Source organism: Mesobacillus maritimus, from assembly GCF_023715205.1.
Lineage (GTDB): Bacteria > Bacillota > Bacilli > Bacillales > Cytobacillaceae > Mesobacillus_B > Mesobacillus_B maritimus_C.
The window spans coordinates 98,542-119,521 of record NZ_JAMBNR010000016.1; the positions used below are offsets into that span (position 1 = coordinate 98,542).

Here is a 20,980-nt window from a genome sequence, read left to right on the forward strand (position 1 = left end):
TTTTGAACATTATACGCTATTGCTTTCTCATAAACATAAATCCTATTAAATTGACAATATGGGCTATCATTTACAGCAAGAAAGTTAAACATCAAAAAACAGGAGTTTACCTCCTGTTTTTTTGATGTTGTGAATTTTAATCTACTACAATATAGGCAATCATTGGTCCATTATTGTCTTTATCCTGATGTATTTGACAAACTAGACGATAAACGCCATCTTTGTTAAATTCCAAAGGTACAGTGGTTTCTTCCCCTTTTTTTACGGTTCCTTTTATATTTGTTCCTTCAATTTCAAAAGGGTGCTCCATTCCATTAATTCCATAAATCTTAAGAGCCACTTTTTCTCCTTTTTCAAGAAAAATCACTCCTGGGTCCCAACGATAGGATTCGATTTCTTTACCAGAGTCCGTTACAGTTTTAAACTCACCGGTAACAAGGTGGATCTCTCTCTCTGTTTTCCCTTCGTCAAGGGTTGAAACCGTCTCTGCTTCAGGTGTTTGGAAATACCATAAGGAAGCACTAACAGCTACCACTGCAAGGATGATTGCTAATAATAAATATTGCCGTTTTATAATGTAAAAACGCATTGGTTTCCCTCCTTTTTTTACTTGTCCTAGTTTCATCATATGCACAAGCTTATAGGAAACTTGTCTATTATTTTTAAAAAGATGAACTAAATCGTAAGAATGTGGAAGGGGAGTAGTTCTTGTGCCTCAAAATACGTAAAAGGTAAAAGGAGAGGAAATAGAGCTGATAATAGAAAAAGACGTGATCTCAATTCACGTCTTTATAGAGGTTCTTTCTCTCAATTTATTCAAGAAGGGACAATACGTAGTTGTTAAAATCAAATACAATATTAACACTAATTAAATACCGTAGATAGTATTTCTTATTTTAAGATTGGAGAAAACGTGTAGCCAAAAGCATAAGAAATGAAATAATAACAATAACAATAACCCACGCCCAAGCAGCTTCCATATTTCCCGATTCGAACGCAACGTAGATGGCGGTTGGGATTGTTTGCGTTTTACCGGGAAGGTTACCAGCAAACATCAAAGTTGCTCCAAATTCTCCAAGCGCACGAGCGAAACTTAAGATTACTCCAGCGATAAGGGCCTTCAAAGAAAGGGGAAGAGTAATGTAGAGAAAGACTCTCCATTCACTAGCACCATCCACTCTTGCTGCTTCTTCAGCTCCTTTATCAACTGAAAGGAAACCAGTCTTAGCGGATTGATACATCATTGGAAAAGCGACTACCGAAGCAGCTATTACCGCTGCAGACCAAGTAAACATAATCGGGTAACCTAGTATGGTTTCGATAATGGAACCTATGATACTATTTCTCCCAAAAAGGATTATTAATAAAAAACCTACAACTGTAGGGGGAAGAACGAGTGGTAAAAGGAGCAAGGTCTCTATGATGGTTTTTCCTTTGAATTGTTTGGCTGTCATCCATCTAGCAAATACAATCCCTAAAATAACAACAATGATTAATGCAATTGTTGCTGTTTGCAGAGACAAAAAAACCGGTGCCCAAAAGGAATTATTCATTGTTTTTACCTACTATATTGAAACCATACTTTTGAAAAATTTTTATAGCATCATCGGATTGAAGAAATTTAAAAAATTTAACCGCTTCTTCTTGATTTTTCGTTCCGTCCACAATCCCAACTGGATAAATAATGGGATCATGTAGTTCCGCAGCTATAATCATTACGTTGTTCACTTTGTTAGATGATAAAGCATCTGATTTATAAACAATTCCGGCATCTACATTATTGGTTTCTACGTAGGAAAGCACTTGTCTTACGTCTTTAGAAGGGATGATTTTTTCTGATAGCTTTTCCCATAAACCTAATTGTTTTAATGTTTGTTGAGCGTACATACCAGCAGGGACAGTTTCAGGAATACCAATCGCTATTTGTCGAACGTCACTTGTTAATAAGTCTTGAAGTTTTTCAATATTAACATTCGACTGTTTTGGCGTAATTAGTACTAATTGATTTCCTAATAAATCGGTGCTATATGTTGAATCAATAAGACCTTCGTCAACTAATTGATTATAACGATCTTCTGCAGCTGAAAAAAACAAATCAACTGGAGCGCCTTGAGTAATCTGTTGTTGCAAAGAACCAGAGCCCCCAAAGTTTAAAAGCAATTCAATACCTTTATGGTCTGACTCATAAATAGTTTTTATTTCAGACAATGCTTCGTTCAGGCTGGCGGCTGCAGAAATTGTAAGGGAGATGGTTTCGTCCCCTTGGTTTTGAGATTTACCACAGCTAATTAGGGCAGCTAGGAGGAAAAGAAAAAGGAAAATAGTAGATATCTGTTTCAGTTTCATAGTCATACATCCTTAAAAGTTAATCTATTCGCTTTTCTTATTATAACGAAGTCAAAAAAAAAAAACTGCCCCAACGAGGCAGTTTTCATTGAATAATTAAGATTGGCGACCAAACCTTTGCTCGATTTGGCTACAAACTTCGTCTGCAGAAAGACCATTCGCTTCAATTACTGATCCTTGGGTCACTGTGTCTTGCATGCCCATGACATTGGAATCAATGCCACTGATAACACAGCAGTCACACCCTTGTGCATCTGATTCTTGTTTTAGGTCGACAACATCATATCCTTTATCGCGTAATGCTTGTGAAATATTTGATAGAGACTGCTCTACTCCTACTCTTGCCAAGTTAACACCTCCTCCGAGATTAACATTGCCTTGTGATCCTCAATTTATTCTTTTAAGATTTTGTATTAATTCTTCTTAAAAAAGTGCAAAGTAAACGTGGAGGTGTGAACATGTCAAAACGTAAAAAGAACCCTGCAACAATTGGTCTGAACTCATCTCAAGTGGAAGGACAGGGGACGACGAATCAAGAAACTGGTCAATTCAAAGCTCCGTCTTCGAGAAAGAAGCAAAAACGTAATTAAGATTTACCAAATAAGGATTAAAAGAGCCCGGGATTACCCGAGCTCTTTTGGAACATTTAGTATAGCTTACGAATACATTTTGGCAACTTGCTGTTGAATTTCTTGGTTCTCTAAATATTCATCATAAGTCATTTGTTTATCAACCAAACCAGATGGTGTTATTTCTAGAATACGGTTTGCAATCGTTCCAACGAATTGATGGTCATGGGACGAGAAGATAATGGATCCTTTATAATTAATCAGTCCATTGTTTAAGGCAGTAATGGATTCTAAATCAAGATGGTTCGTTGGTTCGTCTAGTAATAGCACATTTGAACCTGAAAGCATCATTTTTGAGAGCATACAACGAACTTTTTCTCCCCCAGATAGTACGCTTGCTTTTTTCAAAACCTCGTCTCCTGAGAATAACATTCGACCAAGAAAACCACGTAGGAAACTCTCGCTATCATCTTTAGGAGAGAATTGACGTAACCAGTCGACAAGACTCAAATCACTGCCCTCAAAATACTCGGAGTTATCCTTAGGGAAGTAGGCTTGAGAAGTAGTGATGCCCCATTTAAAACTTCCGCTGTCAGGTTCCATTTCCCCCATAAGAATTTTAAAGAGAGTCGTTTTTGCTAATTCATTTTTCCCAACAAGCGCGATTTTGTCATCCTTGTTCATTACAAATGAAAGATTATCAAGGACTTTTTCACCCTCTATAGTCTTTGTAAGGCCTTCAACCCGCAATAAGTCATTTCCGATTTCACGTTCAATCGAAAAATTGACATACGGGTATTTTCGAGAAGATGGTTTAATATCGTCGAGTGAGATTTTATCAAGCAGTTTCTTTCTTGAAGTCGCTTGTTTTGACTTGGATGCATTGGCACTAAAACGGGCAATAAATGCTTGTAATTCTTTAATTTTCTCTTCCTTTTTACGGTTTGCATCTTGAGACATTCTTGTTGCTAACTGGCTAGATTCATACCAGAAATCATAGTTTCCAACATAGATTTGAATTTTACCAAAGTCTAAGTCGGCAATATGTGTACAAACCTTATTTAGAAAATGACGATCATGGGATACAACAATTACCGTATTCTCAAAGTTAATGAGGAATTCTTCAAGCCATTGAATTGCTTTAATGTCCAAATGGTTCGTAGGCTCGTCCAAAAGCAGAACATCTGGTTTCCCAAATAATGCTTGAGCCAAAAGCACTTTTACCTTTTCAGCACCATCGAGGTCTGCCATTTTTTTGGTATGAATTTCCTCGCCAATACCTAGTCCTTTTAAAAGAATTGCCGCTTCAGATTCTGCTTCCCAACCGTTTAATTCGGCAAATTCTCCTTCAAGCTCAGCTGCTCTCATTCCGTCTTCATCGGAAAAATCAGCTTTCATATAAATAGCGTCTTTTTCTTGCATAATCTCATAGAGTCTGCTGTGCCCCATAATAACCACTTTAATAACTTCTTCATCTTCATATTCAAAGTGGTTTTGTTTTAACACAGCAAGACGTTCACCTGGCGTAAGTGCTACGTTGCCGTTTTGTGGTTCTATTTCCCCTGAGAGAATTTTCAAAAATGTCGATTTACCAGCGCCATTTGCACCAATTAGACCATAACAATTTCCGGGAGTGAACTTGATATTAACATCTTCAAATAGCTTACGGTCACCATATCTTAATCCAACGTTATTAACTGTAATCATGAATAGCCTCCAAAAGTATAATCCAAAGCATTATAACATATTGAAGGAGATAACGTGAATTTTTTCCTTATAAAGCGATATATCTTACATATTATGGTTTTTAAAATAAAGGATAAAATTATGAAGGAGTACCATGTTTTTTTCAATTTTTTTGCTCATTTTCATACATTTTTCATATTTATCATGTAAAATGAAGACAAACAGGTAGTTGAAGGAGTTTTTGTGATGGCGAATAAACAACTGGTTGATTTTGTGAACCGTCTGAAAGAGTCAGGAATAAATATAAGTTTTACAAAGCCAAAGTCAAAGTTTTTCTCGCTACAAGAAAATGAGAAACACTCATCTATTAAGGTACACATAAATTAAGATGCTAAAACTTGTGATTGGTTGAACGTAGTAAAAGGCGTGAGGAAAGATTCTCACGCCTTTTATCTATAATTCTTCCATGATTTTTTTAAAAACTTCGTCTTTATTGAAATCCTCGCCCATTGGGAATTTTTTGATGTACTTATTATCATCATCGACAAGGTACGTGTAAGTAGTATGGACAAAGAAGCCGTTTCCTGGATCGCGATATTGGAACTGAAATGTATCTGCTAGTTCTCTTATTTTAGCTTGATCTTCTTTTAGGTTGCTAGGGTCACCTGTAAGCATAATCCAGTTTCCATCTTCTTCAATCTCAAACATCTTCATATAGTTTTGCATCACTTCTGGTGTGTCTCGCGCAGGGTCAATGGTCACTGTTAGAAACTGAACTTTGTCACCGAATACACCCTCAAATTTTAAATCTTCTTTGAGAAGTTTCATCTTCTGAGTTGTCGTGGGGCAGACATCAGGGCAATGGGTATAGACAAATTCAACGAGTTTGAGAGTTTCCTTGGCAGTTCCAAACTCGTAGTCTTCCTTGTCCTGTGTAATAAGAGTAATATCCTTAGGGATTTGTGCGCTAGCATCTCGGATGAGAAAAAAGGAAATTCCAACAGAAATACCAATAATTACAATCAAACCACAAATTATATAAATTTTTTTCATCAATCACAACTCCGTTCTATTTTTATCTTTATTGCCTCCTTGTTTACTCAATATTGCAATATTCAATTGGACAGTTTTCACAGTCGATTTCACTTTTTATAAAGCTTAAATTATGAACAATAATTTTTTTTCGTTCTACTGAAATTATCCCCTCGTCTCGCAATTCACCTAACATTCGACTAACACTTTCTCGGGCTGTGCCGCAATAATTTGCGAAATCTTGATTGGTTAACGGAACATCGATATAGATCCCATTGGGTTTAAGAATTCCGTAGCTGTTGCATAATCGAACAAGCGTGGAATACAAAGCGCCTTTTTTCCCGTTTAAAACGAGGTCACGGAATTTGGTAGTGGTTTTGCGGATATGGTCGTTCATCCACTTCATATATTGGTAAGCAAGCTGACTATTACTAAACAGAATCCTTTCGAGGTCATCGATATTAATTGCTGCCGCTTCGCCAGATTCGATAATCTTGGCATTGAATAAGTACCTCGGATCCATCGTGAAAAGGGTGAGTTCCCCAACTATATCATTATGTCCGGACAGTCTAAGGGATAGTTCTTTTCCTTCTGCATTCATTTTAGATATTTGAACTTTTCCAGAAAGGATTATATACATTTCTTTTGCAACTGTTCCTTCTTGGAATAAATAAGTACCTTTTGTTAATTTTAATTTACGAGTGGTATTTTTTAGTAGTTCTCCCAACTCATAGGAAAGTGTACTATTATGTTTCTGCATTTTTCCTTTTCCCACCTTTTCCCCTTTGTTGCTTTATACCATAAATTACATCGTGTCGTTATTATCTATGTTCATTAAAAAGAAATGTTTTCACACGGTCAATAGAGAAAAAGTGAACATTCTTGGATTATGTGAATGATTTTTAAAAAGTCACATTTTGTTCATTTTTCAGAGTGTCTAAATGTTTATTTCAGACAAAAAAAGAGCTCAAACCATAATGGTTTTAAGCTCAATCTTGTTAACCGCGAAACATATTTTGTAGCCACTCGCCAGCTACTCCACCTACGTAAACACCAACAATTCCTATGACTCCAGCTAAAACAGGTGGAGCTGGAAGAGGGAGTCGAAGCATCTTAAAGAGAATGCCAACGAAAACTCCTGCTAACAAAGCCATGATAACATCCTTCATTTTATAACACCTTCTATTCAGTATTTAGGTTTCTATTTGTTTATTTTGTGTGGGAAAACCACCCGCATAACAAAAAAATAATGGTAGAATTAGTCAGTATGATTTGTCATTGGAGGATGGCTATGAATAGAAAAGATTCGGATTTATTAAGACTTAAATGGTTTTATCTGCTTACGTTTTTTGGAACGGGCAGTATTTCACCTCTACTTAGTGTCTATTTTAGTGAAGTTCAACAATTAAATGGATATCAAGTTGGGACGTTACTTTCTATAGGTCCAATCATGATGATTTTTTTTCAACCTTTATGGGGATTACTTGCTGATGCAAAAAGTGCTCATAATAAATTATTAGTGGTTGCAACCTTCATTGCAGGAGTAATGGGCCTTGGTTATGCTGTAATTGGTAGTTATTATTGGTATTTGCTTATTGCGATTATCTTAGGGATTTTCCAAAGTGCGATTATTCCTTTGTCGGACAGCATTTCCGTTCAATATGCAAATAAGAAAAAAGTCGCTTATGGGAACATCCGATTATACGGGTCACTAGGATTTGGCTTAGCTGTATTCGTAATGGGAAGTCTGTCTGAGTGGAAACCGGAAGTTATATTTTATGCTTTTTTCCTTACCTTAACTCTTGCGGCAATCCTAGCTGTTCAATTACCTAAAGAAAAAACGCGTTCTTCAAATCTTAACCTCTTCTCGGGAGTCAGGAATCTTCTCTCCATTCGCAAATTTTTAGTGTTTTTATTGATCACGTTTTTAATATTTGGTCCTAATTTAGCCAATAATTTTTATTTCAGTCTCTTCATTGAACATAGTGGGGGAACATACACGGGTATTGGAATTGCATTTTTAATTGCTGTGCTTTCAGAAATTCCATTTATGAGGCTGGCTGGAATCTGGAGTAGTAAAGTAGGTTTATTACAAGTTGCGTTTATTGCTGCCATTGCCTCGATGCTTCGTTGGATTATATATTTTATAGAACCAGGATTACCAATCATTTACGCAACGACCGTCATCCAAGGTTTTTCACTCGGATTATTTATTCCAGTTGGAATACAATATGTTCGGGAAATTTCTCCCCTAACTTTGACAGCTACTGCTGTGACCTTATATTCAGCAGTCGGTAATGGCATTGGAAACTGGTTTTGTACCTTCATCGGTGGGATTATATTTGAGGTGTATTCTATTTACGCAGTTTACTTATTTTTTGGTTTGCTTTCGTTATTTGGTGCTATTTTAACGACATACCTTATAAAGCAAGACAAGCAACAACCTCAATACAAAACTAAGTTTTCCTAACAATGTCTTCTTCATTCACTAAAATAACTTCTTTTTATTGCCTGTATGGTAAAACCACAAAAGAAGGAAAGTAATCATAAGTCTCTAAAAAGGAGGAATGAAGATGACGAATTCTAAAAACAAACAAGAGTCAACAAAAATTGCGGGTAGACATTATCATACCGATGATTATAAGCGACAAGATGAACTTTCAGCAGGCCTTGCCGAAACTCATGAACAAGTGAGCGATGCCTATTTTGAAGGGGAAATCAAAGCAACCATCGAAAATTCAGAAGGGAAGAATATTGAAATTCCCCGAAAAGGATATGAATAAAAATAGATAAAACACCTTCGTCTGAAGGTGTTTTTTTGTATGTGTTTAGTCATGCCATTTTATAAGGAACATTTTTAAAAATGGTTTGTTATTCTTTCCCTAACATGAAACCTAAAGTCGTACAGCATAATATTAGTGCCGGAATTAAGGCGAATTTTATGTAGATAGGAGGTCATTGTATGGGGATCTTAAGTGGAAATCCTAAAGAGGAGCCTATGCACTATGGGGAAGTTTACTCGGTTTGGATGCACCTTAGCGCAGCAAAGGCGTCAGTTGCTGCATATGAGACTTTGCTAAATCACGCTGGTGATGAAGACTTGCAAAAAATTATTAAGGATATAATTGAAGATACTTCTAAACAAGAAATAGAGGAAGTTGAGAGGTTATTAACGGAACATGGAATCGGGATGCCTCCAACTCCAGCAAAACGCCCTGAAGCATGTATAGAAAAGATTCCGGCAGGGGCTAGGTTTCTGGATCAGGAAATAGCAAATAAATTAAGTGCTGATATAGCAGCAGGCCTTATAAGCTGTAGTACAGTTATGGGACAGTGTATTCGAGAAGATATTGCCTCAATGTACGCAAACTTCCATACTAAGAAAGCTCAGTATGCGACAAAGGTTTTGAGGCTTTTGAAAGATAAAGGGTGGTTAATCCCACCACCACTTCATATCGACCCATCTGACTGTTAGAAAGGGGATTGTGATGTCAAATAGAGGAGAGTTTCAAAATAATCGATCTCAATATAAAATGCCGGATGCATTAAAACAGAAGAAAGAGTTTAATTATCGTGTTGGTTATACAGCCACTACTGGGAATGCCACTGGTGGAAAAACTGAACCTGGGAAAAGATCTGATTTATAAAAAAGAGGCTGTCAATATTTGGCAGCCTCTACGTGATCTGATTATCACTTTTTAAGAAAGGTTTCTGGTGCTATCACAGCGATTACTTCCCCTGTAGCAACTACGTCTTCGCCTGCCAGTACTTCCGTAGTAATTTTCCACTTTTTTGGATGTATTTCTTCCCCAAAACCATACGCCTTCAATTCTATACCTTGAGGAGTAGGTTTTTTATAATCTACTGTTAGTTGAGCTGTAACAAAACGAGGCGGTTCTGTTCCGTCACCAATTTGATGGCCATTTTTATGATGTAAGTAAATGGAAGCGGAGCCTGTACCGTGACAGTCTATTAATGATGCTAGGATTCCTCCATAAACAAAACCAGGAATAGCCATATGCTCTTCGCTTGGTTCAAAGTAGGTAATGGTCTTTTCATCATCCCACCCCGTTCGAAAATGATGCCCATTCTTATTTAAACGCCCACATCCATAGCACCAAGAAATTTCATCAGCATAAGTATCTTGGATCGCTTTAACAATTTCCCCCATAGAAAAACCCTCCTTCTTTTATCAGAATATTTTAACACATTCTGCGGGGAGGGAAAAATAAATTTTCTTATTCGATGTCATACAAATTTTGATAAGCTTGGTTTGCTGCTTCTTCACTGGAAAACAGTGCATCATCATCTTCAATTACATGAAATGTTTCGTTAATGAAAAGTGCCAGTGAGTTTTCATCTTTTGGATGAGGAACAATTTCCGCTGCTTTAACATTTGCAACACTTGGGACATGAGGGTTGTGATAAATGACAAAAACCTCATCTCCTTGTTTAATTTGTTTCGGGTCTAAAGTATCCAATAATATCCCCCTTTATAATTATAAATTTTCATTCTGTTGTCGTATTTCATCTCCAGTGACTATGATGTTTGCCTTTTCAAAGCTTCGGTGTTCATCGATAGAGTCACCAGTTACATCGCTAGTTGAAGGAGAAATGCCTCCGTAAGGACTAGGAGGAGCAATAGCCTTTGCTTTTTGATTACGTGTCTTAAATTCACTGTTTTTCATTAAAACCACTCCTTAAGATATAATTTTCACTTAAAGAAACAGTCATATACGAAGGCAAACTAATCAAGTTTTCCCAGTTACGAGTGAAGGTTAGGTGTATGTGTATTCACAGAATTGTCATAAAAATTCCGTTCTTAAGAAATGAAAGGGGGGTATAATAAAGATGTAAAGAAGAGTACCCCTAACATCTTAGGAGGCTCAACCATATTTGTTCGTTCCGTAAGTTGAACGAAACATTTTCTTTATCTTGTAAGCGATTACGAAAGGTTGTTTGACTCAAAAGTGGACTGGACTGTTTCCAGATGTGTGCTAACACAAAAAACGAAACTACCATATGCAACTAATCCAGTGACCCTGGTTTTCTGATTGTCGTGGACCTAAATGAATTCAAAGGGAATGGAGAACCAATCTTCTACCTACCTAGGTACCGTACGTAGAAGTACAAGGCTCCTGACCAAAAGAATTTTAATGACTATGGACGTAGAGAGGCATCTATATTGGGATAAAACGAAGCGATTCATGTCATGAAAGTTTGGAATTCTAAAAGGGAGCCACTTCAAATCGAGGTTACAAATAGGGCATAAAGGTGATTTTGCAAATGGTAAATGAAGTTTACTGGAGTAGAGTAGGTACCGACGAATGGAAATTGTTAAGGCTTAAATTCTTTACTCAAAAACTTTTGAGACATAACCTATTCGTATTTGTAGACAGTAGTGAGAAAATGAGTCTCGCGGTGATTAACCCGCATTAATTAAGTGAAGGGTCCTTTCCTACGCTATACTAGTAAAGGCCACTTTCTACGGAACAGCAAACATCGGCTGGACAAAATGATGGTTTCTTCATCATTATAAAAAGTAGTGAAGTTTGGCTGGATGGATGGTTGGGTCTCCTAAGATGTTAAGTTGTTTCTAATAATTGTACCTTTAGTTTGATTACAACAAACCCGACTACTTGAGTAGCCGGGTTTCTTTCTTTATTCAACTTTTTTTGCTAAGCATCTTTCGCATTCCATTAAATATGACTCTGCTTGCTCCTCTACATGTTGACCACACTCTGGACAAACTTTTTTTGGTAACTTCTTGAAAAACTCAACCGGACTCATCATTGAAATCCTCTCCTTTTCTTTTATAATACAATGTTATTTACTGTCTTTCTGTTATAGTACAGTATAAACGAAAAAAGAAAAAATGTGTAGACTTTTTTATAAAATTTCTGAAATATATATTCAATGGGCATATGAGGAATGGTAATACAAATAAGACTTTAAAAGTCAAGAGGAAAAAGTGACGAAGTTATTACAATTCCAAGATTTTTATCTTTCCTTCCCTTTAAGTTTGCCTTACAATCAAATTAACTTTTCATCAAGGGGAATGATGCTTAATATGGAAACACTTGAACAATCATTTAACCCTGTTTTATTTTTGGTTGCTATTGTTTTAACAATGATGGCATCCTATACAGCGTTGGATTTGTTTAGTTTAGTAAAGACGTCTAATAAGAATAAACGGTTCCTTTTTATAGGTGCTGCGTTTTCGTTCGGAATGGGCATTTGGGTAATGAACTTTTTTGGTATTCTTACGTTAAATGTGAATGCAAACAGTGCCTATCAAATACCAATGAATATTTTGGCGATTTTTTTAGGTGTTATCTTCTCAGCAATGGGTTTTTTAATCCTGATTGGAGAAAAAAAGCAAATCCGACAATTACTTATTAGCAGCCTACTGATGACTATAGCCGTGATATCCGTTCATATTGTTGGAATTCTCTCAATTAATATGGGCTTTGAGTACAATCTGGCAATCTTAGCGGTAAGTATTGTGTTGATGTTTGGTTCGTTTTTGTTCTCATTTTGGATCTTATTTTATTCAAAAAGTTTTTCACCATCTAGTCATGTTTGGCTTAAACCATTAACAGCACTTTTAACAACTGGTGCGATTGTTGAGGGACATTTACTTTTAGCTAAAGCAACAACATTTTACTCGAATCAAAATCAAATTGAACGAATAGCAGTACCTCAGTCTTTGATTGGCTATACGATTTTTATTGTAGCGGTCGTAATTTTAGGTGGTCTCATCACATCTAGTGCATTTATGGGAAAAAGATTAGCTGTTAGTGACACGAATCTAAAAGATATTACAGACGCACTAAATGTTTCGTCGATTGTTGCAATTACCGATCCAAAAGGAAACATCACTTATGTTAATGATAAATTCGTAGAAATCTCTGGATATAGTGAGGATGAACTAATTGGGCAAAACCACTCGATTTTGAATTCTGGATACCATCCAAAGGATTTTTTCAAAAAGATGTGGGCAACGATTGGGACTGGTAAGACATGGAAAGGCGAAATTCGTAATCGTGCCAAAGATGGCTCTTTTTATTGGGTTGCTACAACGATTGTTCCTTTTTTAAATCTCAAAGGAAAACCGTATCAGTATGTTTCTATTCGTTCTGATATTACTAGTCGAAAAAAGGCAGAAGCAGATTTAAAGGAAACTTTAAAGGAAGTTAGTGACTACAAATTTGCAATTGATGAGTCTTCGATTGTGGCCTTTACAGATGAAAAAGGAATAATTAAGAGTGTAAATAATAAATTTGTCGAGATTTCTAAATACTCTCGTGAGGAATTAATTGGACAAGATCACCGAATTTTAAATTCTGGTTATCATTCAAAAGACTTTTTCAAAAACTTGTGGAAAACAATCGGTACCGGAAACGTCTGGAAAGGCGAAATTCGTAATAAAGCGAAAGATGGTTCTTATTATTGGGTCGCTACAACGATTGTCCCGTTTTTAAATGATCATGGCAAACCTTATCAATATTTAGCTATTCGTAATGACATTACAGAGCGAAAACAAAACGAAGAGTTAATTCATCGCCAAGATAAACTGGCTGCAGTGGGACAATTAGCTGCTGGTGTGGCGCATGAGATACGGAATCCACTTACCTCAATGAAGGGCTATGCCGAGTTTTTGCAATTAGATGAAGAAGATCCTCAGCGCCGTGAGTTCATTGATATTATTCTTGATGAAATTGACCGAGTGAATAATATTGTTGAGGAGTTTATGGTATTAGCTAAGCCGAAGGTTGTTGAACTTGAAGAGAAAAATATCATTCCAATCCTAAAGAATATCTTATCGCTGCTCGAATTTGAAGCGAAAAAACGACATGTAAAACTCCATTTAGATGTTAAAAAAGATATCGTCCAAATTGAGTGTGATGAAAATCGCTTGAAGCAAGTGTTCTTGAATTTTATTAAAAATGGAATTGAAGCTATGCCTTCTGGTGGTGACTTATATGTTCGAGCAGAGGTACAAAATCAAAACGTCGAAATATCCATTCAGGACACCGGTGTTGGAATCCCTCCTGAAACACTTAAGAAAATAGGTGAACCTTTCTATACAACCAAGAAAAATGGTAATGGCTTGGGTCTAATGGTCTCGTTTAAAATTATTGAAAGTCACAATGGTAAAGTATATATAGAGAGCGAGCAAAACAAAGGAACAACGTTTAAAATCCTTTTACCAGCTACAAAAACAGCATAGAAGATTGGCGTTTACTACGCCAGTCTTCTTTTTTTTGCTGTTTACTACAAATTTTAGTAAGTTTGTTGTTTCCTAATAGAGGGTTGCTGTTATATAGAAGATATATCAAACAGTTAGTTTCTTTACTCAACGTGAACCTATTGGTTGTTCAAGATATATTTTTAACAGAGACAGCAGAATATGCTGATGTTGTTTTACCTGATAAATCATGGGGAAAGGTAGAAGGGACCTATACCAATACAGACAGAAGAATCCAACGTGTCAGAAAAGCCGTTGAGGCAGCTCCTGATGTTAAAGAGGATTGGGGAATCTTGGGTGAGCTGTCTACACGATTAGGATACAAAATGAATTATAAAAATAGTGAGCAAATCTGGAATGATGTTCGTGAATTAGTATGGGAGATGTATGGAGGAATATCCTATGAAAGGCTAGAAAAGGAATATAGCATTCACTATCCTTGCCCACATGAACAACATCCAGGGACAAAAATTCTTCATCACAACCCGGTTGTAAAGGTGAATGGATACTGTTCATCTGGAAGTTCAAGTGGTTCTGTATAGTCCACTGGTACAAAAGAAGCTATTTTTTGATTACGATCTGTATTGTTAACGAGTGTAGTTTTTTTAAAGTAAGTTCCCGTCGCGGATCCCTTCAAGTCAAGGCGAAAATAACAGAACAAGTAGTCCCTTGGACTAGTATTTATGAGTTTCCATTGGTCAGAAGTTCCAACAAATGTGCTTACCCTGAATGAGCTTGACCCAGTTTTGGGTACTGCTGAAATACAAAGCATGTGCTGTACAAAAAGCCCCTGTTACTTAATAAAGCCATGTAAAACCTATACTGATTGATTTAGGATAGGTTTTTTATTAAGTATTTAGTTTATTCTGTTTTACTGTTACAATTCTGCAATCTTGTTGTTACCTTTGTAAATGAAATAATATCTGGTTGTTCTTATCTATTTCGCAAATTATGTTAGGATAGTTTTATTAAATGAAAAAAGCCGAAGGAGGCGAACCTACATGAAGAAATTGATTTTATCATTAGTTGCTATGACGGCTATTTTCTTGAGTATCGGGATAAATGCAGGTGCACAAGGACTTCAGGATGATATAAATGAAAAACCAATAGATGAAGTACAATCAGCTCCAGCGAAACCAAATGATTCTGCAGCGGCAGCATTAAAACAAGAAGTTTCGATTAAAAAAGTAATTACAGTAGATGCGACAGCTTATACAGCTGAATGCGAAGGTTGTTCTGGAGTAACGAAACTAGGTGTAGATTTAAAGAGCAATCCGAGTGAAAAAATCATTGCAGTTGACCCAGAGGTTATTCCTCTTGGATCTAAAGTGTATGTAGAAAATTATGGCTATGCAACTGCTGCTGATATCGGAGGAGGGATCAATGGTTATGAAATTGATGTGTTCATTCCAGAAGAAGAAGCAGCTGTTGACTGGGGAAGACAACAAGTAAAGGTAACAATAGTTGAAGATTAGAAAAAGCTGTCCGTTTAAGGGACAGCTTTTTTATTTTCGTAAAGATTGTTGTTAAAATCCTAAAGCCGATTTTAACGAAAAAGTAGCCATTTCATATGTTTAAAATTAGTTTGCAAGCTCTTTTCTCTTAAAATGTAGCTATTCTGTGAAAAATCTTGCTTATTTAGTTATTTAGTCATATTTCTTGTTCAAAAGTAGCAAAGTTCGAGAAAAGAACCTTTAGGAATCATCATTTGTTGAGGGTTTCTTTCGTCGTGTTTGTATTGTCTATTTCTTGTAAAGAAATGTTTTGTTTAACATTCCTTTTAGGGACAAGATGACTGAAAAATTCAGTGAATTTCTTGAAATGCTCATCAAGCTTTTCGGAAAGGTCTGCTGCACGTTCAAATATCGTTGATTTAATGAAGTCCAGCTTTCGGTCGATATTCTCGGTTTGATAGTCATGATGATCGACAATTTCTTGTAGGTGTTGGTTTTGCTGTAGAAGTCGTTCAGCGAGAGTGGTGTTTGCGTGTGCTAAATGCTGGGATAATTCAGAACTCATTTTTGTTTGGTGTTCTCTAATGTCTAGATTTTGTGTCTCTAATTTCTTTAATAGGCGGTGGTCTAGGGAATTGAAATTTTCCTTAAATTGAAGTTCATAAAGTTCTATCTCGTTTAAAATGGAGTTCAGTTTTTCCATCTGTTTTGTTGAAAGATCGTCTTGATGAGTAATGCAATGTTCTATACTCATTAATAACTGATTAAAGTGATTGCTAGTAATTTGTTCTTGGTTATTAAAGCGTTCGATAATGACCTCGATCTTTTCAAGCTGTTCAAGATTTTGTTTATCTTGCGAGAGCCTTTCTGTTTTTAGCCAATTTTGTAATTGTTTGAAGTGTTTAATGAATTGTTCTTGTTGGTCGTCAACTTTATCGCTAAGTTGTCCCTGAACTTGATTAAATTCCTCTTCAACTCGATTTGAGTTTTCAATGAGTTGATTTGAAAGTTGATGAGTGTGTTCCTCTAATTGTTCCTCGATTTGTTTACTATTTTTCTTAATTTGTTTCCTATTCTTTTTGATTTGTTTACTGAATCGTTTATTTACAAGGTTCAGGCGTTCTTTTATATCTTCATTTTTTGACTCAATTTGCTCTAAAACTGTTTTGTGATAAATCACTTGTAAATCTTCATGTTCTTCCATTAACTTCTTTATTTCGAGTTGGAGTTTTGTTTGTTCTTCTAAAGTAGTAGAGGTTTTCTCGTAGGCCTGGAGTTTGCGGTCCATTGCTTGTAAAAGGGTTTGTTGTTGACTAATCTCCTCTATTAAAACCTGTGTGTACATCTGATTTTTCTTCGCATTGTTGGTGACAGCTTCTGAAAAACGTTGATTAATCGATTGTTGTTCATTCATTAAGCTTTCTAAGAAATTTTCGCGGTAAACTTTTTGATTATGGTTATTGATTTCATCATCCGAACTATGAAATACATTTGTTTGAGTTTGCTTGTTAATAAATAAACCCAAAAATTCTCGACTCCTTTCTCATTCTTTCTATAGGATATGATTTCGCTCAGTTATACGTCCAAGTTCTTTTGTTGGCGAAAAAGCCCATATTTGCTTTTTAAGTCATGAAATTGAAAATTTGTTCCATACTAAAAAGAAACCGCCTATAGAAAGGAGTAGCGATGATGCTAACAAATGGGCAACTTACTACATTAAAAAATGAGTTAGAAGGCTTAAAGCAGGAACTAGAAAATCGCTTTGAGATGAATGATCATTATGATTTAGAAAGAGGACACTATCATGAGTCTGTAGGGGAATTATCAAGTATTGATAACCACCCAGGAGATGAAGGAACAGAATTATACGAACGTGAAAAAGACATTGCCTTGAATCAACACGATGAATACCAATTGGAAAATATAAATCTTGCTCTTAAGGCGATTGAAAATGGAGATTATGGAAAATGTTTAACCTGTGGAAAAGAAATTAGCTATGAAAGACTTCAAGCGATACCAGAAACATTATACTGTGTAGAACATACACCTGATCAAACGATTTCTACAAATCGCCCAATTGAAGAGGGAGTTTTAATGCCCCCTTTTGGGAAATTTGATAAAGACCTACAAGATGAAAGTGTTGCATATGATGCGGAGGATTCATGGCAAGATGTTGCCCGATATGGAACTTCTGAAGGTCCATCAGATTTTTATCAGGTTTCGGACCACTATAATGATGTATACAATGAATCCCAAGAAAATGAAGGTTATGTGGAGGATTATGAAAACTTCGTGGCAACAGACATTGAAGGAAAAGAAATTATTGTATTTCCAAATCAACAACATGAGCGGTATGAACAAGAATTGGATGAGGAAGGGATTATGACGTCCTTTGGTGACCTTCCTGCAGTTGAACATGATCCATATGTTGAGGAAGATGAACAGTAGGAATGGATGGAAAAAGGATGAACATTGCGTTCATCCTTTTTGTTATAGTAAAGAATGTAGAAATAGATAGGACAAGATAAAATTACGGGTCATAAAAAAACCAACGGCCCAATAATTAGACCCTTGGTTTTACTGTAAGGCTCATTTCTCACCTTTTTTTGCTTTTGAACAAAAATAAGGCTGAATGGGCTAGCTTGTACAAAAGTAGTTTCACTTATAATAAAAGAGCTTTCAAACTGAGTTTGAACATAAAATGGCTACTATTGAGTTAGCATCGGTTTTAGGATTTAAACAACAAGCTTTACAAAAACAGCCTGCTGTTAAAACAACAATTCATATACTTCATTTAATTGGTAAGCACGTTGTTCATCTTGTTCATTTTTCGCATATCTAATTTCCCATGGAAGAATCCCATTAAGATATTCAGTTTCTTCAAACGTTAAATCCCTGACTAGATCCCCTTCAGAATGGTAATGACCATTTTCGAGTTTTCGGTAGATTTGTCTGCTAGTTTCATCTTTCTCCGTATAATTTGCGAGAATTTCACGTAAATAGGCAAGTGTTTGCTCCATTATTCTTTTTGCTCCTCAAAATAATTCCGAAATTGTTCGGTTTTTGTAAGCCCTAAATTTCGATAATAAGGGTTATCTTCAGTGGAATTTTTGGGGTCTAAATTCGTTTTTATGACAAGCATTGGCTGGGAAGGGGCCTCTGCAATTACACGGTCTTCTAGTTCTTTAAAATCAGGAAGCTTTTCGCTTCCAGGTTGTTTTGGTTCCATACAAAGCACCTCCATTCATTAATTTGCTTATCTCGTATGAAAATTATGTGTTGCAAGAGATGACAAATGAATTACCGTTTCAACTTGGCATTTGTATGTTAAAATAGAAATATGCAGAAGTTTTTACAACAATAGCAAAAATAGTCGATTAATTTAATTTGATCGCGGATATAGCAAGTGTAAATAAGAGGTGACGGAAGATGTCGGGGAATAATAGGTTACAATTAAATGTTCGAATTACGAAGGAAACTTCCGATAAGCTAGACGAAATTGTTGAGTATTATCAGGAAAACACTAAAGTTGGCCGCATTTATAAAGGAGATGTTTTAACAGACATCATTGAAAAATCATATGAAGTCATGCAAAAGCAAAAAAAAGTGAAAATGAGAGTGTAAGTGATACTTCTAGTCTTGATTCTTTTCAAGGCTTTTTTTTTTAGATATTTTTTTCTAAAACTTTGTTGCTTTTTAACAAAAAAGACGACTTAATGAGCCTGGTTATACAAAAAAATAGTTCCATGAATGAGAAAAGAGCTTGTTTGAAATGAGTACTATCGAGCTATAATCGTCCTTAGGATGATCATTATGAAAACAGCTTTTACTTTTGGAACTTGGCAAGTACTGACTTCATCTAAATATGAATGGCCGTTTGTTTTGAGAAATCAAAAACCCTGTTTGGAAAATTTAAATTTTAAAAAGGGTTTTGATTTTATTTAAAGAATATTCATAATATTCCAATACCTAAATAAACTTTATCTGGGTTGTTTTAGATCAACAAAAATGTAATCGTTTTCAATATTGGCCGGGGAGGGAGTTCAGTTGAGTCTTGAAATGTTATTAGAGAGTAACTTAGAAAAATTTGGCGAATATCCAATGTTATTTTTTCGTAATCAGCAATTCACAAATATCGAAACGAGAGAAATTGCAAACCAATTTGCTGGAGGGTTAAGGAACCGAGGGATTAAAAAAGGTGACCGGGTAATGGTTATCTTACCTAATTGTCCTGAGGTTGTTTTCTCTTATCAAGGAATTAATCGAGCAGGAGCCATAATTGTACCTGTTATGTTTACCCTCCATCCAAAGGAAATTCATTACATTATTGCGAACAGTGGCGTAAAAGCAATTATAACGTCCTCACCTATAATTGGAAAAGTGAGAGCCGCCCTCAAAGATATTCAAAACCCACCGTTATTAATTGCGGTTGATCATCAAGACGAGAAAAGTGATGCTCTTTCTTTTTATGAACTCTTAGCTACTGAGTATCAGGAGGATATCAATCCATCAATAAATCCAAGTGAAAACGACACAGCAGTCATTTTGTATACATCTGGAACAACAGGAAGTCCAAAAGGAGTTGAATTAACGCATAAAAACCTCTCTTCGAATGCAGAAAACTCTGCCAAACATAACGAGAGTGAGCGTGGAACTACGTTAGGGGTTCTACCATTAGCACATGTATACGGATTAACTGTAACAAATATTTGTATGCTGTTAGGCGGGTCTATTGTCATCTTCCCAAATTTTGATGTGAAAGAAATTTTTGCCGCGATTGAAAAATACAAAGTAAAATCTTTTTCCGCAGTACCTACCATGATTCATGCGATGCTGTCATATCCAGACAGCGATCAATATGATACGAGCAGTCTTGAGAATGTTAGTTCCGGGTCAGCTCCCTTACCTGTAGTGTTATTAAATGCTTTTCAAGAAAAATTCAAAGCGAAGATTCTTGAAGGATATGGGCTATCCGAAGCTGCACCCATTGTAACGGCCCACAATAAAAACATTGAGATTAAACCAGGCTCAGTTGGAGTGCCAATTCCGGGGGTTGAGATCAGAATTGTCGATGAAACAGGTCACGAGCTCCCGGTTGGGGAAGTGGGTGAACTCATTGTACGAGGGGACAATGTTACACCAGGCTATTTTAATAACCCAGTAGAGACTAGAAAAATTTTAAAGGACTCTTGGTTGTACACAGGAGATATGGCCAAAGTTGACGAGGAAGGGTACTTGTATATCGTCGATCGCAAGAAGGATTTAATAATTCGTGGAGGATTTAATCTCTACCCTAGAGATGTGGAAGAGGTTTTAAATCGTCATTCTGCCGTTTTGGAAGTTTCGGTTGTTGGTATACCGGATGAACGAATGGGAGAAGAAATGGTCGCTTGTGTGGTGAAAAAGCCAGATGACGAAGTAACTGAGCAGGAATTAATTTTATACTGTCAGGAGCATCTCGCTAAAAACAAAACACCTAGACATGTGATGTTTATGGATTTTTTGCCTCGTAATGGTGTAGGGAAAATATTGAAAACACATCTTCGTCAAAAAGTAAGGGAGGTGATTTCCCCTCTCGATCAAAACTGAGAACCTAATATTTGCAAGTTCCATTCTTGGTTAAGCCTAGTTCAGCTAATCAG

Annotated in this window: 27 protein-coding genes; 12 read left to right on the forward strand and 15 right to left on the reverse strand. The window is 36.1% G+C overall.

The window, feature by feature from the left end; genetic code table 11:
- Nucleotides 1-136: 136 nt before the first annotated feature.
- The 4 genes from M3182_RS20505 to M3182_RS20520 form a co-directional block, all read right to left on the reverse strand.
- Nucleotides 137-589: a cupredoxin domain-containing protein gene (locus tag M3182_RS20505; RefSeq protein WP_251426806.1), complete on the reverse strand. Its 453-nt coding sequence runs from the start codon at nucleotides 587-589 to the stop codon at nucleotides 137-139.
- A 307-nt stretch (nucleotides 590-896) separates the two neighbouring features.
- Nucleotides 897-1,553: a molybdate ABC transporter permease subunit gene (modB, locus tag M3182_RS20510; RefSeq protein WP_251426822.1), complete on the reverse strand. Its 657-nt coding sequence runs from the start codon at nucleotides 1,551-1,553 to the stop codon at nucleotides 897-899.
- Complete coding sequence (gene modA, locus M3182_RS20515) at nucleotides 1,546-2,352, reverse strand: molybdate ABC transporter substrate-binding protein (RefSeq protein WP_432806580.1); 807 nt, start codon at nucleotides 2,350-2,352, stop codon at nucleotides 1,546-1,548. Before modA ends, modB begins: the two co-directional genes overlap by 8 nt.
- A gap of 90 nt (nucleotides 2,353-2,442) precedes the next feature.
- On the reverse strand, nucleotides 2,443-2,694 hold the full coding sequence (locus M3182_RS20520; RefSeq protein WP_251426828.1) for a YkuS family protein: 252 nt from the start codon (nucleotides 2,692-2,694) through the stop codon (nucleotides 2,443-2,445).
- Between the two features lie 110 nt (nucleotides 2,695-2,804).
- Here M3182_RS20520 and M3182_RS20525 point away from each other — a divergent pair, with 110 nt between their 5' ends.
- Complete coding sequence (locus M3182_RS20525) at nucleotides 2,805-2,936, forward strand: YuzL family protein (RefSeq protein ID WP_251426830.1); 132 nt, start codon at nucleotides 2,805-2,807, stop codon at nucleotides 2,934-2,936.
- Nucleotides 2,937-3,002: 66 nt separating this feature from the next.
- Here M3182_RS20525 and M3182_RS20530 read toward each other — a convergent pair whose 3' ends face one another.
- From M3182_RS20530 to M3182_RS20545, 4 genes are all read right to left on the reverse strand, one after another.
- Nucleotides 3,003-4,622 (reverse strand): ABC-F family ATP-binding cassette domain-containing protein, encoded by a 1,620-nt coding sequence (locus M3182_RS20530; protein ID WP_251426833.1) that lies wholly within the window; start codon nucleotides 4,620-4,622, stop codon nucleotides 3,003-3,005.
- Between the two features lie 432 nt (nucleotides 4,623-5,054).
- Nucleotides 5,055-5,654 carry an SCO family protein gene (locus tag M3182_RS20535; RefSeq protein ID WP_251426836.1) on the reverse strand — a complete coding sequence of 200 codons (600 nt, stop codon included), beginning with the start codon at nucleotides 5,652-5,654 and terminating at the stop codon, nucleotides 5,055-5,057.
- Nucleotides 5,655-5,697: 43 nt separating this feature from the next.
- On the reverse strand, nucleotides 5,698-6,393 hold the full coding sequence (locus M3182_RS20540) for a Crp/Fnr family transcriptional regulator (RefSeq protein WP_251559830.1): 696 nt from the start codon (nucleotides 6,391-6,393) through the stop codon (nucleotides 5,698-5,700).
- A gap of 238 nt (nucleotides 6,394-6,631) precedes the next feature.
- Nucleotides 6,632-6,802 carry a XapX domain-containing protein gene (locus M3182_RS20545; protein WP_251559832.1) on the reverse strand — a complete coding sequence of 57 codons (171 nt, stop codon included), beginning with the start codon at nucleotides 6,800-6,802 and terminating at the stop codon, nucleotides 6,632-6,634.
- A gap of 116 nt (nucleotides 6,803-6,918) precedes the next feature.
- Here M3182_RS20545 and M3182_RS20550 point away from each other — a divergent pair, with 116 nt between their 5' ends.
- The 4 genes from M3182_RS20550 (at nucleotide 6,919) to M3182_RS20565 (ending at nucleotide 9,280) form a co-directional block, all read left to right on the forward strand.
- On the forward strand, nucleotides 6,919-8,103 hold the full coding sequence (locus M3182_RS20550; protein WP_432806581.1) for an MFS transporter: 1,185 nt from the start codon (nucleotides 6,919-6,921) through the stop codon (nucleotides 8,101-8,103).
- Between the two features lie 103 nt (nucleotides 8,104-8,206).
- The gene (locus M3182_RS20555) at nucleotides 8,207-8,416 is read left to right on the forward strand and encodes a YozQ family protein (protein WP_251426848.1); all 210 of its coding nucleotides are present in this window, start codon (nucleotides 8,207-8,209) and stop codon (nucleotides 8,414-8,416) included.
- A 179-nt stretch (nucleotides 8,417-8,595) separates the two neighbouring features.
- Nucleotides 8,596-9,108: a DUF3231 family protein gene (locus M3182_RS20560; RefSeq protein ID WP_251426852.1), complete on the forward strand. Its 513-nt coding sequence runs from the start codon at nucleotides 8,596-8,598 to the stop codon at nucleotides 9,106-9,108.
- Between the two features lie 13 nt (nucleotides 9,109-9,121).
- Nucleotides 9,122-9,280: a hypothetical protein gene (locus tag M3182_RS20565; protein WP_251426856.1), complete on the forward strand. Its 159-nt coding sequence runs from the start codon at nucleotides 9,122-9,124 to the stop codon at nucleotides 9,278-9,280.
- A 44-nt stretch (nucleotides 9,281-9,324) separates the two neighbouring features.
- Here M3182_RS20565 and M3182_RS20570 read toward each other — a convergent pair whose 3' ends face one another.
- The 4 genes from M3182_RS20570 to yhfH form a co-directional block, all read right to left on the reverse strand.
- A complete protein-coding gene (locus M3182_RS20570; RefSeq protein ID WP_251559835.1) occupies nucleotides 9,325-9,804 on the reverse strand; it encodes a PaaI family thioesterase in 480 nt (159 codons plus the stop codon).
- A 67-nt stretch (nucleotides 9,805-9,871) separates the two neighbouring features.
- Complete coding sequence (locus tag M3182_RS20575; RefSeq protein WP_251426859.1) at nucleotides 9,872-10,114, reverse strand: transcriptional regulator SplA domain-containing protein; 243 nt, start codon at nucleotides 10,112-10,114, stop codon at nucleotides 9,872-9,874.
- A gap of 18 nt (nucleotides 10,115-10,132) precedes the next feature.
- Nucleotides 10,133-10,321 (reverse strand): hypothetical protein, encoded by a 189-nt coding sequence (locus tag M3182_RS20580; protein WP_251426862.1) that lies wholly within the window; start codon nucleotides 10,319-10,321, stop codon nucleotides 10,133-10,135.
- Between the two features lie 973 nt (nucleotides 10,322-11,294).
- Nucleotides 11,295-11,426 carry a protein YhfH gene (gene yhfH / locus M3182_RS20585; RefSeq protein ID WP_251426865.1) on the reverse strand — a complete coding sequence of 44 codons (132 nt, stop codon included), beginning with the start codon at nucleotides 11,424-11,426 and terminating at the stop codon, nucleotides 11,295-11,297.
- Nucleotides 11,427-11,703: 277 nt separating this feature from the next.
- Here yhfH and M3182_RS20590 point away from each other — a divergent pair, with 277 nt between their 5' ends.
- The 3 genes from M3182_RS20590 to M3182_RS26420 all read left to right on the forward strand — a co-directional run bounded on the left by M3182_RS20590 (nucleotide 11,704) and on the right by M3182_RS26420 (nucleotide 15,359).
- Nucleotides 11,704-13,866 carry a PAS domain S-box protein gene (locus tag M3182_RS20590; protein WP_251427649.1) on the forward strand — a complete coding sequence of 721 codons (2,163 nt, stop codon included), beginning with the start codon at nucleotides 11,704-11,706 and terminating at the stop codon, nucleotides 13,864-13,866.
- Between the two features lie 131 nt (nucleotides 13,867-13,997).
- Nucleotides 13,998-14,426 carry a molybdopterin oxidoreductase family protein gene (locus M3182_RS20595; protein ID WP_349775470.1) on the forward strand — a complete coding sequence of 143 codons (429 nt, stop codon included), beginning with the start codon at nucleotides 13,998-14,000 and terminating at the stop codon, nucleotides 14,424-14,426.
- A 459-nt stretch (nucleotides 14,427-14,885) separates the two neighbouring features.
- On the forward strand, nucleotides 14,886-15,359 hold the full coding sequence (locus M3182_RS26420) for a 3D domain-containing protein (protein WP_349774428.1): 474 nt from the start codon (nucleotides 14,886-14,888) through the stop codon (nucleotides 15,357-15,359).
- A 229-nt stretch (nucleotides 15,360-15,588) separates the two neighbouring features.
- On the opposite strand, the gene M3182_RS20605 is transcribed toward M3182_RS26420, so the two are convergent.
- The gene (locus M3182_RS20605) at nucleotides 15,589-16,863 is read right to left on the reverse strand and encodes a hypothetical protein (RefSeq protein ID WP_251559837.1); all 1,275 of its coding nucleotides are present in this window, start codon (nucleotides 16,861-16,863) and stop codon (nucleotides 15,589-15,591) included.
- A gap of 164 nt (nucleotides 16,864-17,027) precedes the next feature.
- Here M3182_RS20605 and M3182_RS20610 point away from each other — a divergent pair, with 164 nt between their 5' ends.
- A complete protein-coding gene (locus M3182_RS20610; RefSeq protein ID WP_251427652.1) occupies nucleotides 17,028-17,786 on the forward strand; it encodes a TraR/DksA C4-type zinc finger protein in 759 nt (252 codons plus the stop codon).
- Between the two features lie 320 nt (nucleotides 17,787-18,106).
- Here M3182_RS20610 and M3182_RS20615 read toward each other — a convergent pair whose 3' ends face one another.
- Nucleotides 18,107-18,358: a sigma-G-dependent sporulation-specific acid-soluble spore protein CsgA gene (locus M3182_RS20615; RefSeq protein ID WP_251426874.1), complete on the reverse strand. Its 252-nt coding sequence runs from the start codon at nucleotides 18,356-18,358 to the stop codon at nucleotides 18,107-18,109.
- Nucleotides 18,358-18,567, reverse strand: coding sequence for a hypothetical protein (locus M3182_RS20620; protein ID WP_251559838.1), 210 nt, complete (start codon nucleotides 18,565-18,567; stop codon nucleotides 18,358-18,360). Before M3182_RS20620 ends, M3182_RS20615 begins: the two co-directional genes overlap by 1 nt.
- 200 nt (nucleotides 18,568-18,767) lie before the next feature.
- On the opposite strand from M3182_RS20620, the gene M3182_RS20625 reads away from it, so the two are divergent.
- From M3182_RS20625 to M3182_RS20630, 3 genes are all read left to right on the forward strand, one after another.
- On the forward strand, nucleotides 18,768-18,962 hold the full coding sequence (locus tag M3182_RS20625) for a hypothetical protein (protein WP_251426880.1): 195 nt from the start codon (nucleotides 18,768-18,770) through the stop codon (nucleotides 18,960-18,962).
- 189 nt (nucleotides 18,963-19,151) lie between these two features.
- Complete coding sequence (locus M3182_RS26255) at nucleotides 19,152-19,283, forward strand: hypothetical protein (protein ID WP_285869028.1); 132 nt, start codon at nucleotides 19,152-19,154, stop codon at nucleotides 19,281-19,283.
- 102 nt (nucleotides 19,284-19,385) lie between these two features.
- Complete coding sequence (locus tag M3182_RS20630; RefSeq protein ID WP_251559839.1) at nucleotides 19,386-20,927, forward strand: long-chain-fatty-acid--CoA ligase; 1,542 nt, start codon at nucleotides 19,386-19,388, stop codon at nucleotides 20,925-20,927.
- Nucleotides 20,928-20,980: the final 53 nt, after the last annotated feature.

Coding starts and splice junctions, on each gene's coding strand:
- M3182_RS20525 (WP_251426830.1), top strand. CDS start 2,805: ATGTCAAAACGTAAAAAGAACCCTGCAACAATTGGTCTGAACTCATCT.
- M3182_RS20540 (WP_251559830.1), bottom strand. CDS start 6,393: ATGCAGAAACATAATAGTACACTTTCCTATGAGTTGGGAGAACTACTA.
- M3182_RS20610 (WP_251427652.1), top strand. CDS start 17,028: ATGCTAACAAATGGGCAACTTACTACATTAAAAAATGAGTTAGAAGGC.
- M3182_RS26420 (WP_349774428.1), top strand. CDS start 14,886: ATGAAGAAATTGATTTTATCATTAGTTGCTATGACGGCTATTTTCTTG.
- M3182_RS20505 (WP_251426806.1), bottom strand. CDS start 589: ATGCGTTTTTACATTATAAAACGGCAATATTTATTATTAGCAATCATC.
- M3182_RS20615 (WP_251426874.1), bottom strand. CDS start 18,358: ATGGAGCAAACACTTGCCTATTTACGTGAAATTCTCGCAAATTATACG.
- M3182_RS20545 (WP_251559832.1), bottom strand. CDS start 6,802: ATGAAGGATGTTATCATGGCTTTGTTAGCAGGAGTTTTCGTTGGCATT.
- M3182_RS20550 (WP_432806581.1), top strand. CDS start 6,919: ATGGCTATGAATAGAAAAGATTCGGATTTATTAAGACTTAAATGGTTT.
- M3182_RS20565 (WP_251426856.1), top strand. CDS start 9,122: ATGTCAAATAGAGGAGAGTTTCAAAATAATCGATCTCAATATAAAATG.
- modA (WP_432806580.1), bottom strand. CDS start 2,352: ATGACTATGAAACTGAAACAGATATCTACTATTTTCCTTTTTCTTTTC.
- M3182_RS20590 (WP_251427649.1), top strand. CDS start 11,704: ATGGAAACACTTGAACAATCATTTAACCCTGTTTTATTTTTGGTTGCT.
- M3182_RS20620 (WP_251559838.1), bottom strand. CDS start 18,567: ATGGAACCAAAACAACCTGGAAGCGAAAAGCTTCCTGATTTTAAAGAA.
- modB (WP_251426822.1), bottom strand. CDS start 1,553: ATGAATAATTCCTTTTGGGCACCGGTTTTTTTGTCTCTGCAAACAGCA.
- M3182_RS26255 (WP_285869028.1), top strand. CDS start 19,152: ATGAAAACAGCTTTTACTTTTGGAACTTGGCAAGTACTGACTTCATCT.
- yhfH (WP_251426865.1), bottom strand. CDS start 11,426: ATGATGAGTCCGGTTGAGTTTTTCAAGAAGTTACCAAAAAAAGTTTGT.
- M3182_RS20580 (WP_251426862.1), bottom strand. CDS start 10,321: ATGAAAAACAGTGAATTTAAGACACGTAATCAAAAAGCAAAGGCTATT.
- M3182_RS20625 (WP_251426880.1), top strand. CDS start 18,768: ATGTCGGGGAATAATAGGTTACAATTAAATGTTCGAATTACGAAGGAA.
- M3182_RS20555 (WP_251426848.1), top strand. CDS start 8,207: ATGACGAATTCTAAAAACAAACAAGAGTCAACAAAAATTGCGGGTAGA.
- M3182_RS20560 (WP_251426852.1), top strand. CDS start 8,596: ATGGGGATCTTAAGTGGAAATCCTAAAGAGGAGCCTATGCACTATGGG.
- M3182_RS20530 (WP_251426833.1), bottom strand. CDS start 4,622: ATGATTACAGTTAATAACGTTGGATTAAGATATGGTGACCGTAAGCTA.
- M3182_RS20570 (WP_251559835.1), bottom strand. CDS start 9,804: ATGGGGGAAATTGTTAAAGCGATCCAAGATACTTATGCTGATGAAATT.
- M3182_RS20535 (WP_251426836.1), bottom strand. CDS start 5,654: ATGAAAAAAATTTATATAATTTGTGGTTTGATTGTAATTATTGGTATT.